15 protein-coding genes are annotated in these 13,877 nt (G+C 54.7%); all 15 read left to right on the forward strand.

Translation table 11 applies throughout. The features are described 5' to 3' along the window. Positions 1-117 precede the first annotated feature (117 nt). The 15 genes from scfA (at position 118) to D7024_RS00375 (ending at position 13,865) form a co-directional block, all read left to right on the forward strand. Entirely contained in the window at positions 118-267 is a 150-nt protein-coding gene (gene scfA, locus D7024_RS00305; protein WP_121450036.1) for a six-cysteine ranthipeptide SCIFF, read from the forward strand. Positions 268-320: 53 nt separating this feature from the next. Then, on the forward strand, positions 321-1,676 hold the full coding sequence (scfB, locus tag D7024_RS00310; RefSeq protein WP_121450037.1) for a thioether cross-link-forming SCIFF peptide maturase: 1,356 nt from the start codon (positions 321-323) through the stop codon (positions 1,674-1,676). Between the two features lie 262 nt (positions 1,677-1,938). Next, entirely contained in the window at positions 1,939-3,312 is a 1,374-nt protein-coding gene (locus D7024_RS00315; RefSeq protein WP_121450038.1) for a M23 family metallopeptidase, read from the forward strand. Between the two features lie 230 nt (positions 3,313-3,542). Beyond that, positions 3,543-4,121: a tetratricopeptide repeat protein gene (locus D7024_RS00320; RefSeq protein ID WP_121450039.1), complete on the forward strand. Its 579-nt coding sequence runs from the start codon at positions 3,543-3,545 to the stop codon at positions 4,119-4,121. Positions 4,122-4,409: 288 nt separating this feature from the next. Continuing rightward, entirely contained in the window at positions 4,410-5,318 is a 909-nt protein-coding gene (locus D7024_RS00325) for a peptidase MA family metallohydrolase (RefSeq protein ID WP_121450040.1), read from the forward strand. Positions 5,319-5,418: 100 nt separating this feature from the next. Continuing rightward, positions 5,419-6,732 (forward strand): UDP-N-acetylglucosamine 1-carboxyvinyltransferase, encoded by a 1,314-nt coding sequence (murA, locus tag D7024_RS00330; RefSeq protein WP_121450041.1) that lies wholly within the window; start codon positions 5,419-5,421, stop codon positions 6,730-6,732. 26 nt (positions 6,733-6,758) lie between these two features. Then, positions 6,759-7,238 carry a 23S rRNA (pseudouridine(1915)-N(3))-methyltransferase RlmH gene (gene rlmH, locus D7024_RS00335; protein WP_121450042.1) on the forward strand — a complete coding sequence of 160 codons (480 nt, stop codon included), beginning with the start codon at positions 6,759-6,761 and terminating at the stop codon, positions 7,236-7,238. 264 nt (positions 7,239-7,502) lie between these two features. Next, positions 7,503-7,688 carry an ATP-binding protein gene (locus D7024_RS00340; protein ID WP_207666864.1) on the forward strand — a complete coding sequence of 62 codons (186 nt, stop codon included), beginning with the start codon at positions 7,503-7,505 and terminating at the stop codon, positions 7,686-7,688. 124 nt (positions 7,689-7,812) lie between these two features. After that, entirely contained in the window at positions 7,813-9,228 is a 1,416-nt protein-coding gene (dsrA, locus tag D7024_RS00345; RefSeq protein ID WP_435374050.1) for a dissimilatory-type sulfite reductase subunit alpha, read from the forward strand. 20 nt (positions 9,229-9,248) lie between these two features. Continuing rightward, a complete protein-coding gene (gene dsrB, locus D7024_RS00350) occupies positions 9,249-10,436 on the forward strand; it encodes a dissimilatory-type sulfite reductase subunit beta (protein ID WP_121450044.1) in 1,188 nt (395 codons plus the stop codon). 82 nt (positions 10,437-10,518) lie between these two features. Beyond that, positions 10,519-10,752 carry a dissimilatory sulfite reductase D family protein gene (locus D7024_RS00355; protein ID WP_121450045.1) on the forward strand — a complete coding sequence of 78 codons (234 nt, stop codon included), beginning with the start codon at positions 10,519-10,521 and terminating at the stop codon, positions 10,750-10,752. Between the two features lie 98 nt (positions 10,753-10,850). Then, positions 10,851-11,477 carry a tetratricopeptide repeat protein gene (locus D7024_RS00360; protein ID WP_121450046.1) on the forward strand — a complete coding sequence of 209 codons (627 nt, stop codon included), beginning with the start codon at positions 10,851-10,853 and terminating at the stop codon, positions 11,475-11,477. A 23-nt stretch (positions 11,478-11,500) separates the two neighbouring features. Further along, entirely contained in the window at positions 11,501-11,749 is a 249-nt protein-coding gene (locus D7024_RS00365; protein WP_121450047.1) for an FmdB family zinc ribbon protein, read from the forward strand. A 16-nt stretch (positions 11,750-11,765) separates the two neighbouring features. After that, on the forward strand, positions 11,766-12,875 hold the full coding sequence (locus tag D7024_RS00370; RefSeq protein ID WP_121450048.1) for a DVU0298 family protein: 1,110 nt from the start codon (positions 11,766-11,768) through the stop codon (positions 12,873-12,875). A 183-nt stretch (positions 12,876-13,058) separates the two neighbouring features. Next, positions 13,059-13,865: a respiratory nitrate reductase subunit gamma gene (locus D7024_RS00375; protein WP_121450049.1), complete on the forward strand. Its 807-nt coding sequence runs from the start codon at positions 13,059-13,061 to the stop codon at positions 13,863-13,865. Positions 13,866-13,877 lie beyond the last annotated feature (12 nt).

Raw genomic sequence — 13,877 nt, forward strand, 5'->3', positions numbered from 1 at the left:
GGTGTATGCCGCCCGTTGGTGGCTCCTGCCAAACTAAAGGCATCAGGGTCTTGTCTGGCTGGCCTGGACCGGGGTATAATGTACATAGTCTTAACAAAAGGAGGCGGGTTTGAACCTATGGGCAAGCACATCAAGACCATCAGCCGCCCTTCCCTGGCCAGGACTGTTCAGGGCAGGGGCTGCGGGGAATGCCAGACTTCCTGCCAGTCGGCCTGTAAAACCTCCTGTACCGTAGGCAACCAGGCCTGCATGAAGGAGGACAAGTAATTAAAAAAACCTGATCCCGTCCGGGATGAGGTTTTTTTCTTGAGGGAAGGACAATGATCCACAAGTTTATCTTTGACGATCACCGCATTGTACTGGACGTGCACAGCGGCGCCGTTCACCTGGTGGATGAACTGACCTGGTACCTGCTGGACGATTATCCCTTTCTCAGCCGCCGGGAACTGGTGACCAAATACTCCCGTGGTTACCCGCCCTCCGAAGTGGAGGAGGCCATTGGGGAAATTGAAGAGCTGGTCGGGGAAGGACTGCTGTTTTCTCCCGACCCCCTGCACGGCCGTTATGAACCGGCGGGTAACGAGGTGGTCAAGGCCCTTTGCCTGCACCTGGCCCATGAGTGCAATCTGGCCTGTCGCTACTGTTTTGCCGGGCAGGGTCACTTTGGAGGACCCGTCGGACTGATGCCCTTGGAAACGGGGCGGCAGGCGCTGGATTTTCTCTTTGCCGCTTCCGGTTCCCGGCGCCATGTGGAAGTGGATTTTTTTGGGGGAGAACCGTTGTTGAACCTTACCGTTCTCAAGGAGCTGGTGGAGTACGGCCGGCAGCGGGCCGACCGGCTGGGCAAGGTGATCAAGTTTACCGTGACCACCAATGCCTTACTCCTCACCCCGGAGGTAGGCCGCTACTTAAACGAGCATGATCTGGCGGTGGTGCTCAGCCTGGACGGGCGGCAGGAAATCCACGACGCCATGCGTATCTTTCCCGGCGGCAAGGGTTCCTACGGGCAGGTACTGGACAATATCAGCCGTTTCGTTTCCTCCCGGCCGGGGGGTGAGTATTATGTGCGGGGCACCTTTACCCGGCATAACTTGGATTTTTCCCGGGATGTGCTGCATATGGCCGACCTGGGATTTGAGCACATTTCCGTGGAGCCGGTGGTGGCGGCCTATGATGAGGAGTATGCCCTGCAACCACAGGACGTCCCCCGCATCTGTGCGGAATATGAAGAACTAACCCGGCAAATACTTGGTCGCGCCCGGAAGGGCCAGCGGATCAACTTTTTCCACTTTAACATCGACCTGGACGGGGGGCCATGCCTGCCCAAGCGTTTGACGGGCTGCGGGGCCGGGCGGGAATATCTTGCCGTCTCCCCGGAGGGCAAACTTTACCCCTGCCACCAGTTTGTGGGCCGGCCGGAATACTGCATGGGGGATGTGGAGCGGGGTATCATCCGTCCCGAACTGGTGGAAGAGTTTCGTGCCGCCCATGTGTATAACAAAGATGCCTGCAGGGACTGCTGGGCGCGTTTTTACTGCAGCGGCGGCTGCCATGCCAATGCTCATGCCTTTCACGGCAATATCTTTACGCCCTACGAAATTGCCTGTGCATTGATTAAAAAGAGGATTGAGTGTGCCCTGTATTTGAAGGCAGCCATGGCGAACGAAGGCGCTTAAATCGCGGATCTCCCTCTGGCCCGGGATCAGCCCGGGCTAAAATTATCGGCGTAAACTTGCAAAAACATAAGTAAATGTGACTAAACTTGCCTTATCTCGACCATAACCGGCTTTAATGGACAAAATTCATAGTGTTATAATACCCTTATCAGTTATATATTTATGTAGGGTTGACTTGGCCCGACAAGCAACCTGTTTTTTGTATCCGGGTTGCCGGTTGTCTGGTTGTGCAGCCAGTCTTTCACCAAAGGAGTAGACACACATGACGCTTTCAGCCTGCATAGATGGTATCAGGCAAGCGGTGCGCCGTATATTGATCGAGGATCCCCTGACTCCGACCCAGGTAATCTGCCTGGTGGCCATTACCGTGGTGGTAATGACCTACGGTTCTCTCTTGACGCGTGCTACCGGCGGCTGGGCCCTGCTGGTGGACGACCGGGTGGTAGTCGTCTGTCCCAGCCGGGAGGCGCTGGAGACAACCATCAATGAAAGATTCTATTTCGGGGAATCTGCCGATGATCTGCTTCACCGGGTAACCATCCGTCGTGCCGCTTTTGGAGAGGGACCGCTGTTGTTGTCGAACCAGCAACTGGAAGACACCCTTGCCCGGGCCCTGGGTGCCGGAGGCAGGGGTACGGCCCTGGTGGTGAACGACGAGATTAAGCTGGTGGTAGCCGACCGCCGGACAGCGCAGGATCTGGTGGAACAGTTGAAAAGCCGGTACAGTGTTCCCGGGGCAGAGGTTCGACTGCTTGAAAAGGTGAGCTTTGCAGATGTCCGGGCACCTGCTTCCGCCATTTTGAGCTTCCAGGAAGCGTTTGATTTCATCCGCACGGGTGGACGCCAGCTTGACCGCTACACCGTTCGGGCAGGAGATACCCTGTGGACCATTGCCGCCAGGGCAGGCATGCCGGTGGAAGAGTTGCAGGCAGCAAACCCGGGTTTGACACCCGAGAGGCTGCAGGTAGGCCAGGAGCTCAATTTATCCCGCGCTGTGCCGGTGATCAACGTTCTGGCTACTGCGCGGCGCACCGAAAAGCGGGAAGTTCCCTTTACGGAGGAGCGGCGGCGGGATAACAGCATGTATCGCGGTCAGCAACGGATTATACAGCCGGGGAAGCCCGGCCTGGAGGAGGTCACCTACCAGGTCGCCTATTTAAACGGCCGGGAAGTGAGCAGGGACGTACTGGACAGGCGGGTGATCAGAAAATCCCAGACCCGGGTGGTGGCGGTAGGCTCGCGGATGTTGCTGGCTTCCCGTTCCGGGACGGGGGGCAGGCTGGCCTGGCCCACAGTGGGAGCCATCGAGTCGCCCTTCGGGCCGCGCTGGGGACGGCTGCACGCCGGGGTTGACATAGCTGCGGGTACCGGCGCCCCGGTCCGGGCCGCTGAGTCGGGACGGGTAACCAGCGCTGGCTGGAATGGCGGCTACGGCTTGATGGTGGAAGTTTATCACGGGGATGGCGTGGTTACCCGTTACGCCCACCTGTCCAGGATTGAGGTACGGGTCGGCCAGCGGGTGGAACGCGGCCAGTTGCTGGGACGGGTAGGGAGCACCGGCAGTACCACCGGGCCCCACCTGCACTTTGAGGTACTGGTAAACGGGCGACCGGTGAATCCGGCGCAATTTCTTTAAAGCAAATTTCAACCACGCGGGTGGTTTGTTAGGGATATCCCGCGTTTTTAAGGGATGCGCAATCCAGTTCAGTTAAGAAACCAGACACCCCTCCTTAAATAGATGACCTTTAGGAGGGGTGTTTTTTATGGGAAGCGGTGGGATCGGAAAAAATGATTATTCCTTCAGTGCTACAAACAATTGTGGTATAATGATCGAAAAATAGTTTGCTTTAAAAAGGGGTTATAGTCATGGCTTTTTCTTACCGTGAACGCAAAAAAAGGCGCCAGCGGATTGCCTTTATTATCCTCACCGTTTTTCTTTCCCTGGGTTTACTGGGAACTTCCATCGGCTGGTTTTTTGACCTTCCCGCTGCCGACTCTCCATCCGGGGCCCAACCGCCGCCCCTGGAAAAAATAATTGCTGATCTGGAGTCCCAGGCCAAAGCCAACCCTGAAGATGCCGATATTGCCGTCCGGCTGGCCCGGGCCTATCTCGATGCGGGAAAGGTGGATCAGGCTCTTAAAGCCTACGAAAATACTGTGCAACTGAAACCGGAAAACAGTGATTTTCGCATCGAGCTGGCCCTGGTACAGTTTTTGCTAGGGCGTTACGACGAGTCCGTAGCCAATTTTAAAGAAGAAATCAAGCGTCACCCCGACAATGCCCGGGCCCACTATTATTACGGCCAGGTCCTGGCCCTTGGGAAGGGGGACTACGAGGGCGGCATCCGGGAGCTGGAAAAATTTATTCAGCTTGCCGGTCAGGGCGATGACGTGGCCCAGGCGCGCAAAATGATCGAGGAGTGGAAGGCGCAGTTGAAAAAGTAAATAAGCCGGGAACCGCTTACTGCGACTGATGCATGTGTATCAACCGGTAACTGGCTTTGGATAACGCCAGGCCCCGGCGGTTTAGAAGATCAGGGGACTGGCGGAGTAACGCGGACCAGGCAGGTTTGCCTTTAGTTTCCTCTAGGAGGAGGACCCCGCTAACGTTATAATTAAAAGAGAAAAATCTTAAATAAGGCCCCCGGGAGGAGGCCTTTGTTTTTTAACAATGCTTATCCAATTAATCAGCTAATTAACATGGAAATATATTGTTAGTGGGAGGTAGGTGCTGTGAACATTTACCCGCTGATTAAAACGCAACCTCCCCCCGGCACGGGGCAGCTTTTGCTCTGGTTCTGGTTGAAAATAATGGCCGTTTTTGTGGCCCTCGTGTTTATCCTCGTCATACGGGTACCCGGGCAAATACGGGGGTACGTATACAACATCTTTCGCGAGGCGGCCCGGGCGCAGGTGATGATCAGCACCCGCCATATGCTCACCCTATCCGACGGTCATTTCGTAGTGCGCTACTATCCCGGGGATGCCGACAGCGCCCTGCTGGTGTTAAAAACCGCCCGGGAGTTTTACCCGCTCGTGTCGCGGGACTTTCGCTTTTCCTCAAAGAAAAAGATCCCCCTGATTGTCCATCCTACACGGGAATCACTGAACGCCAGTTTGGGCTGGCCAGCCAGTGAAAATGCCATGGGCGTATACTGGGCGGGGGTGATTAGAGTTCTTTCGCCCAACGCCTGGATAGATGCCCGGGACCCCCGGCAGGTGGAAGAGGTCTTTGTTGTCTCGGGGCCGGTGGCCCATGAGTTAACCCACCTGGTGGTGGACTATATTACCCGGGGCAATGTGCCCCGCTGGTTCACCGAGGGCGTCGCCCAGTACGAGGAGTACAGGCTCACCGGCTTCCGGTTTGCCAGAACCGGGGATTTTGCAGGAGAGCCACTCTATGACTTTGCGGAGATGGAGCGGGATTTTGACCAGCTGCCCAACCAGACCCTGGCCTACTGGCAGTCCCTGGCGGCCGTGGAATACCTGGTGGAAGTCTATGGCGAGGAAAGCCTGCATAAAATTTTAGCAGCGCTGGGACAGGGACGGGATATGGATGCCGCCCTCCAACAGGTTACCGGACAGGATCTCGACCAGTTCGCCGCCGGTCTTTGCTCGTGGCTTGGGCAAAAACGGGCTTAAAGCGATTGATTGTTGGAAAAGCTTATTTTGTGGCAGGAATTGCGGGGTGGGATCGAGAATATAGGTTTAGTTTTTTCATGACGGGAGGAAAACGTTTTCTATGGATAAATTGGTTGTTGCCGGGGGAACATCCCTGCGGGGGCGGGTTGCCATTAGCGGGGCCAAAAACGCTTCCCTGGCTATTTTGTGTGCGGCCATAATGGCCACAGAACTGGTAACCCTGGAAAATGTTCCCGACATCAGGGATGTACAGGTAATGGTGGAGATCCTCCGTTCCCTGGGGGCCCAAGTTCACCGCACCACTCCAGGTGGCAGCTTGCGCATACTCATGACAGACCCGCCTGTCCAAATGCCCGCTTACCACCTGGCGAAGCAACTCCGGGCTTCCAATTTGTTGCTGGGACCCCTGCTGGCCCGTTTTGGCCGGGCGGAAATCTCCCTCCCCGGAGGGTGCAATATTGGGACCAGGCCCATGGATTTGCATTTCAAAGGTCTGACTGCCCTGGGAGCGCAGCTTTCCCTTGAACGGGGCACAGTGGTCGCGCGGGCCGCCAGGCTGGAAGGGAACCGGGTGTACCTGGACTTCCCCAGCGTAGGGGCCACGGAAAATATCATGATGGCCGCGTGCCTGGCCCGGGGACAGACGGTGATCGAAAATGCCGCCCGGGAGCCGGAAGTGGTGGATCTGGCCAACTTTTTGAACTGCCTGGGAGCCAGGGTGCGGGGAGCCGGCACCGATGTGATCAAAATCGAAGGCGTGGATTCCCTGGGCGGTTGCCTGCGCTATGCGGTTATCCCCGACCGCATTGAGGCAGGTACCTTTATGGTGGCGGCTGCTGCCACCCGGGGAGACGTGGTTTTGGAAAATGTCATCCCCCGTCACCTGGAACCATTGATTGCCAAACTGCGGGAGGCCGGAGTGGAGGTAGAGGAAGAGGAGGACCGCATCCGGGTCAGGGTCAGTGGTCCTTTAAGCCCCATCGACATCAAAACCATGCCCTACCCGGGGTTCCCCACGGATATGCAGTCCCAAATGATGGCCCTGTTGTCCACCGTTCCCGGTACCAGCGTGATCGTGGAAAATATTTTTGAAAATCGTTTCCGGGTTGCCGATGAACTGAAACGTATGGGTGCCCGGATCAAGGTGGAAGGCCGCCTGGCCGTGGTGGAGGGTGTGGAACGGCTGCAGGGGGCCTGTGTCCGGGCTACGGACCTGCGGGCGGGGGCTGCCCTGGTGGTGGCCGGGCTCATAGCTGAAGGTGAAACCCGGATCAGCAACGTGGTCTATATAGACCGGGGCTATTTCAATTTGGAAGAAAAGCTGAAGATGCTGGGTGCCCGGGTCTGGCGTGCTTCATCTGAAGGTGATGCCCTGGCTCGAAACGGATCCACAAAGAGGAGCGCTATAGTTTAGAAAACTACAGGTAACGGGAAGAGTCGATGCAGATCACAATACTATGCGTTGGAAAACTGAAGGAGGATTTCTTGCGGCTGGCCCAAAGGGAATACCTCAAGCGGCTGCACTCCTATGCCCGGCTTGAGATGGTGGAAGTCAGGGAAGAAATCCTGCCCCCAACCGGAGAAAGGAACGCAGTGGAAACAGTCCTCAAAAAAGAGGGGGAGCACCTGTTACAGAGGATTCCGGACAACAGTTATGTGGTCGCCCTGGACAGGGAGGGAGTAATGCTTACCTCCGAGGAATTTGCCGACTTTCTGCACAACCTCGGTTTGCAGGGGCAGAGCAAATTGTATTTTGTCATCGGGGGGAGTGCGGGGCTGGCCAGGACCGTCCTGGACAGGGCCTCCATGCGGCTCTCTTTTTCAAAATTTACTTTTCCCCACCAGCTAATGCGCGTTATTTTGCTGGAGCAGCTGTACCGGGCCTTTAAAATCATCCGTGGTGAGAAGTACCACCGTTAGAGTATACAGGCCGAAAAAAACGGATGACCAAAATGGAACCGGATTACAGCAGGAATAAATCATTTTTTAGCGAACTCAAAGATAAGGGATTTAAGTTTTCTTTTGTTAAAATTTTTTATCGTCAAATTGGGGCCTTTCGGGAGGAATAGGTTAAAACACATCGAATTACTTAGTGTTGGAGACCCGGCACGAGAAAGGCCTGTCAAAAAGCTCGTGAGCAAAGGGACAAGTTTTTATTTCTAAAAATTTAAAGGAGGTAGCGTGATGTACGTAGTAACTGTAGATCGCGACAAGTGCGAGGGTTGTGGCGAGTGCGTGGACTCCTGTCCGGGCAGCGTGCTGGAGATGAAGGATGGCAAGGCGTTCGTGGTCAATTCCGATGATTGCCTCGGATGCGAAACATGTGTTACCGTATGCCCGTCGGGAGCGGTGACGCTGGAAGAAAGGTAGAAAAATTTAGCGGAAGAGAGGTGAGAGGAGAGAAGGTTGTTCTGGCTCTGGTTTCAGGTAATTTCAAGCATGGGTACTGCACAAGGCAAGGATACATTCAAGCGTTAGTAAAGGAGGCGTGCTGATGTTTGAACCAAAGAGGCCTCAAAAAGAACTAAAGTATGAAGAGCTTCGAATTTATACTGACGAAGAATTGAAAAACTTTACCGAAGAAGAATTAAAAGAATTTAAAATAAAGCACGAAATTCCCGCCCTGGAAGAGCTGGAGAAAGGACCGTGGCCCAGCTTTGTGGCCGATGCCAAGCAAGAGGCCCTGCGCCGCAGAAAGCTTGCCGACGACCGGATCATGATTGACCGGTATGTGGTGGAAGACCTGCTGGGCCAGCTGGAGCTTTCCTTTAAGGACGGCGAGACCCACTGGAAGCACGGCGGTATTGTGGGCGTGTTTGGCTATGGCGGCGGCGTCATCGGGAGATACTCCGACCTGCCGGAAAAGTTCCCGGGCATTGCCCATTTCCATACCATCCGCGTTAACCAGCCAGCCAGTAAGTTTTACAAGACCGATTTCCTGCGCTCACTCTGTGATCTGTGGGAGTACCGGGGCAGCGGCCTTGTGAATATGCACGGTTCCACCGGGGATATTATTCTTTTAGGAACCACCACCGAGCAGCTGGAGCCCATTTTCTACGACATGACCCATGAACTGGATCAGGACCTCGGCGGTTCCGGCTCCAACCTGCGGACTCCCTCCTGCTGTATCGGTAAAGCTCGCTGCGAATGGGCCTGCTACGACACCCAGGAAATGTGCTATGAGATGACCATGCATTACCAGGACGAGCTTCACCGCCCGGCCTTCCCGTACAAGTTTAAGTTCAAGTTCGACGGCTGCCCCAACTGCTGTGTGGCTTCCATTGCCCGTGCCGACATTGCCTTTATTGGCACATGGCGCGACGACATCCGCATCGATCAGGAAGCCGTGAAGGGATACATTGCCGGCGACATTGTGCCCAGGGGTGGTGCCAACAAGGGCAGAGACTGGGGCAAGTTTGACATTCAAAAGGAAGTCATCGACCTTTGCCCATCCCAGTGCATGTGGATGGAAGACGGCAAGCTGATGATCGACAACAAGGAATGTGTGCGCTGCATGCACTGCATTAACGTGATGCCGCAGGCGCTCAGACCCGGCCAGGACACCGGCGTGAGCATCCTGGTGGGTGCAAAGGCCCCCATCCTGGAAGGCGCACAAATTTCGCAGGTGATCGTGCCCTTTATGAAGGCGGAGCCGCCCTATGATAATATTAAAGAAGTTATTGAAAGAATCTGGGATTACTGGATGGAAGAAGGAAAGAACCGCGAGCGTGTTGGAGAGCTCATCCAGCGTGTTGGCTTGCCCAAGTTCCTGGAGGCAATCGGCCTGCCGCCTGCACCGCAAATGATCAAGGCGCCGCGTGCCAACCCGTACATCTTCTGGAAGGAAGAGGACGTACCCGGCGGATTCACCAGAGACATTAAAGATTATCGGGCCAGACACAAGAGGTAAATAATAAGGGGGTTTGTTGGATGGCTCTTTCCACTGGGAAATACGGTAAATTCGATCCGCAAAGTCCAACCAAGGATAGGATTACGGATATTGGTCCGCGCCACTACTGGGAATTCTTCCCGCCCAGCATTCAAAAGAACTACGGTAAGTGGTTATACCACGAGATCCTCGAGCCGGGCGTGCTGGTGCATGTTTCCGAGACCGGGGACAGGGTTTACACGGTCAGGTGCGGTTCGCCCCGCCTGATGACCGTACAGCACGTGCGGGAAATTTGCGATATTGCCGACAAATACTGCGACGGCTATGTGCGTTTCACCACCCGCAACAACATCGAGTTTATCGTGGACAGCCTTGAGAAGGTGGAAGCCCTCAAGAAGGATCTGTGGAGCCGCAAGTTTGTTTCCGGAAGCTACAAGTTCCCCATCGGTGGCACGGGGGCCAGCGTCACCAATATCGTGCACACCCAGGGATACGTGCACTGCCATACCCCGGCCACGGATGCTTCCTCCCTGGTCAAGGCCGTCATGGACGACCTGTTTGACTACTTCACCGGCATGACCCTGCCGGCCAAGGTGCGGGTGGCGGTGGCCTGCTGCCTGAACATGTGCGGTGCGGTCCACTGTTCGGACATCGCCCTGCTCGGCATTCACCGGAAGCCCCCGATCATTGACCACGAGGTCATTGATCAGGTCTGCGAGCTTCCCCTGGTCATTTCTTCCTGCCCCCTGGGCGCCATTTCGCCCGACAAGACCCCGGAAGGCAGGAGGACCCTCAAGATTAAGGTTGAGCGCTGCATGTTCTGCGGCAACTGCTACACCATGTGCCCGGCTCTGCCCATTGCCGACAAGGAAGGCGACGGCGTAGCCATACTGGTGGGCGGCAAGATCTCAAACGCGGTCAGCGAGCCCAAGTTCTCCAAGGTAGTGGTGGCTTACCTGCCCAACAACTTCCCGCGGTTCCCGGAAGTGGTCCAGACCGTGAAGAAGATTGTGGAGGTTTATGCCGCCGATGCCCGGAAGCACGAGCGCCTGGGCGACTGGGCCGAGCGTATCGGTTGGGAGAAATTCTTTGAGAAGACCGGTATACCGTTTACCGAGCACCTCATTGACGATTACCGCCTGGCCTACGACACGTTCCGGACCAGCACCCAGTTCAAGTTCACGGAAGCGGCCTGGAACGTTTCCAGGGCGGCCGGTGGAATTGACTAAGTTCTGTGGCGGGCAGGCGTTCTTCAAAAACGCCTGCCCCGGTCACTTCTATTTATAGCAGGAGAAAGGGTGGGATTACCTGATGGAAGAGATTAAAAAAGCGATTTTAGAGTTTGCCAATGCCAGCAAGAAAACCAGATTCTACTTTAAAGATATGGAAAAGGCGGTGCAGGAAAAGATTCCCACTGCCAAGGCGAGGGAAATTAAGAAGGCTGCCAGCGAGCTGATCAATGAGGGCACGCTGATTTACTTCTCCACCGGCAGCACAACCATGTACGGCTTGAAGGATAGGTGCGCGTCCGACGAGCCACAATAAAAAAGCCTGTTTAACCTTGTTTTGTTCTGATGGCGCTCGGAACGGCTTGCTATTCGCTACGAGTAGCGGCCTTAATTTTTGTAAAGTAGGGGGGTACGATGGAAAAAACTAACGACACGCAAGCATTTGTGGAAAAGCAGGTGAACATGCTGCAGGAAAACCCCGGTTGTGCCAGCGCCAAATACAACCTGGGCGTAATGCTCATGCAGCAGGGCAGGCTGGATGAAGCAAAAATTCTCTTTGAAGAAGCCATTGCCGACGGCACCAGGATGTTTGAGGCTTACGTTAACCTGGGCTATATATACTTTAAAAAGGGTGACCTGGAAAAGGTCGAAGAGTGCAACCGCAAAGCGGTGGAAATAGAACCCCGTTATGCTCGTGGTTATGCCAATCTGGGGTTTGCCTACCTGCAGATGGAAAAAACCGATGAGGCCATCGAAGTGCTTCACAAAGCCATCGAATTAAACCCCAGGATTGTCCAGGCGTGGTGCAACCTGGCCAACGCCTATCTCCAAAAAGGCGAACTGGATCAGGCCATAAAGACCAACCAAAAACTGCTGGAAATGGCACCGGATTTTTCACTGGGTCATAATAACCTGGCTTACGCCTACTACTTGAAGGGGGATATGGTCCGGGCCGCCGGGCACCTGAAGCGGGCCCTGGAGCTGGGATTTGAGGCTCACCCGGATTTTTTGAAGGAGATGGAACCATACCTCAAGAAATAAAAGGATGACAGGGGGAACTGCCTGTGCCCATCTACGAGTTCAGATGCCTGAATTGTGGCGGTCTTTTCGAAAAACTGTTTTTGAACCCCAATGAGCAAGTGGAAATTCGCTGCCCCCAGTGCCAGTCCGACTCCTTCGAGCGTGTGATCAGCCGGGTTAATTACGTGGACAAGACGGGAGCGGGCAGGAGCGCGCCGAAAGTGGTCACCAAGTCGTGCAGCCCGGGGAATACCTGCGCGACCTTTGAAATACCGGGGCCGGGTGAAAAATAAACGCGGGGAGTCGATCATGAGGGGAAGGCCTCCTTTAAAGGACTATATTCAAATACCCAAATGTCCTTTTTGTGGCATGAACATTGAGCGGCCTCAAGAGGTGGTGGCCACAGCAAACTCGCCCGGAATGCCCGTGGGTTCCTGCACGTGCGGCGCGGTATACGCCTTTGACGTCTCGGGACGGAACCTGGGTTCCGCCTTCATAGAAGCACTGGTTTTTGCGTGCAACATGGACTGGGATATGGCCTGGGGGCTGCTCCCGGATAAAGACTACCGGGAAGAGATCGTCAAAAATTACGACCTGCAAAACCACCTGATCATTCCTGGAGGTTTTTTTGAGGGCAGGAAAATTGCCGGAGCCCTTTATTTCATCAGGCTGAACAGGGATATGCTCGAGGTTACCCGCCAGAGTGTTACCAGGTTGCTGGACAGGCCCGCTATATCTTATGTACCAGGGGAAAAGGCAGATTTTAATGAAGGGAAAAAAGTTTCCAAAAAAGAACTGGAGGCCTGGGTGAAGGAGTACCGGGTGGAAAGTGTGCTCCGGGCCGTCCATCAGGACCACAAGATTCTCTGGCTGTTAAGGCGGTTGCTGTGTGCCGATGACCCGCTCATCCGGATGCGGGCGGCGGATCTGATGGGCAAGGCGGCAAAAATAGTTGCCCTGGAAAGGCCTGGCAAAGTAACCGAGCTTTTGAAAGCGCTGTTCAATTCCCTTGCCGATACCGGTGCGTCAAGCTGGGCAACGCTCGATGCCGTGGGGGAAATTATGGGCAACTCCATAGATGAATTTTCCGGTTACCTTTCAGCTCTACTTCCGCTTTTGCATGAGGACCATTTACAGGCGGATGTCCTGAGGGCCCTGCACAGGATTGCCGCCGCAAACCCGGAACTGCTCAGGAAATTTTCGTCCCTTTTTATCTCCTTCCTTGGCGACTCCAACCCGGAAGTGCGGGGTTATGCAGTCCTGATCCTCGGTGCCCTGGGGGAAACCGGCGCAAGGACGGAATTGGAATCATTGCGGGGGGACGACTCGGAAATAGCCCTATACGAGAGCGGCCGGTTAATTAAAAAATCTGTTGGTAGGCTTGCTGAAGAAGCTTTAAGGGATATGAACTGGTTATAAGTAATTTTTCCCTTGAGCAGGAATCGCCAGCAGCCATGCCGAATAATCAAACGTAAAAGTTATTTTTTTTCTATATAAAGGCAATTAAAGTCATCCATGTAGAAAGGGAGTGGTTTAATGGCAGGTCTTTAAATAAAGCAGGTACGGGCTGTGGGGGAGAAGTAAACGAGGAGGTGTCAATTTGTGACCTACTTTATTGCCCAAATATTGCCGTATATTACGGTTACCGTTTTTATTCTCGGGGTTATTTACCGGCTCTGGCGCTGGGCGGCATCGCGGATCGTGCACAACATTACCCTTTCGCCCTTTCCCCAGACCAAAACAGAGGTGCTGGGCATTTACCTGCGGGAAATCCTGCTTTTTCGTAACGTCTTCAACTTCGACCGCCCGCTGTGGGTAGGCGCCTGGCCCATGCATATAGCTTTGCTCAACGTGATTGGCGGTCACGTGGTGGGCTTTTACTTCCTGGGCAAGCAGTTTGTTTACCTGGGGGCCTCTGAAGCCCTGAGCAAATATTTATCCAACCTGCTGGGAACGGTTTTTGGAATAATCCTGCTGGCCGGGTTGTTGTACCTCCTTTACCGGCGGGTTGCCATTGACAAGCTCAGGCAGGTGTCCAACCCGAGCGATTATCTCATGCTACTTTTGCTCATTGCTATAGTATCTGTAGGTAACTTCATGCGCCTGGTTCCGGAATACGGTATGCACTACGAACCGGTGAAGGAGTATTTTACCACTCTCATCCTGTTCCAGCCAGCAGCGATTCCCGAAGGTAATCCTTTCTTTATCACCCACTTGTTGCTGGCCCAGATCCTGATTATGGTCCTCCCCTTCAGCAAGCTGATGCACCTGTTTGGCATGTTCGGCATGCGCTGGATTGAAAACCGGGTCTATAAGGAGCCGGCACCCGGGTTGCCCAACGTAGACGTGGCCGCTGCCCGGGCCAGGGGAACCGGCCTTTCGTCCGCCGGCAGCACAGACGTGGCTTAGAGGGGGTGTAAC

Origin of the sequence: Desulfofundulus salinus (assembly GCF_003627965.1) — a bacterium.
Classification (GTDB): domain Bacteria; phylum Bacillota; class Desulfotomaculia; order Desulfotomaculales; family Desulfovirgulaceae; genus Desulfofundulus; species Desulfofundulus salinus.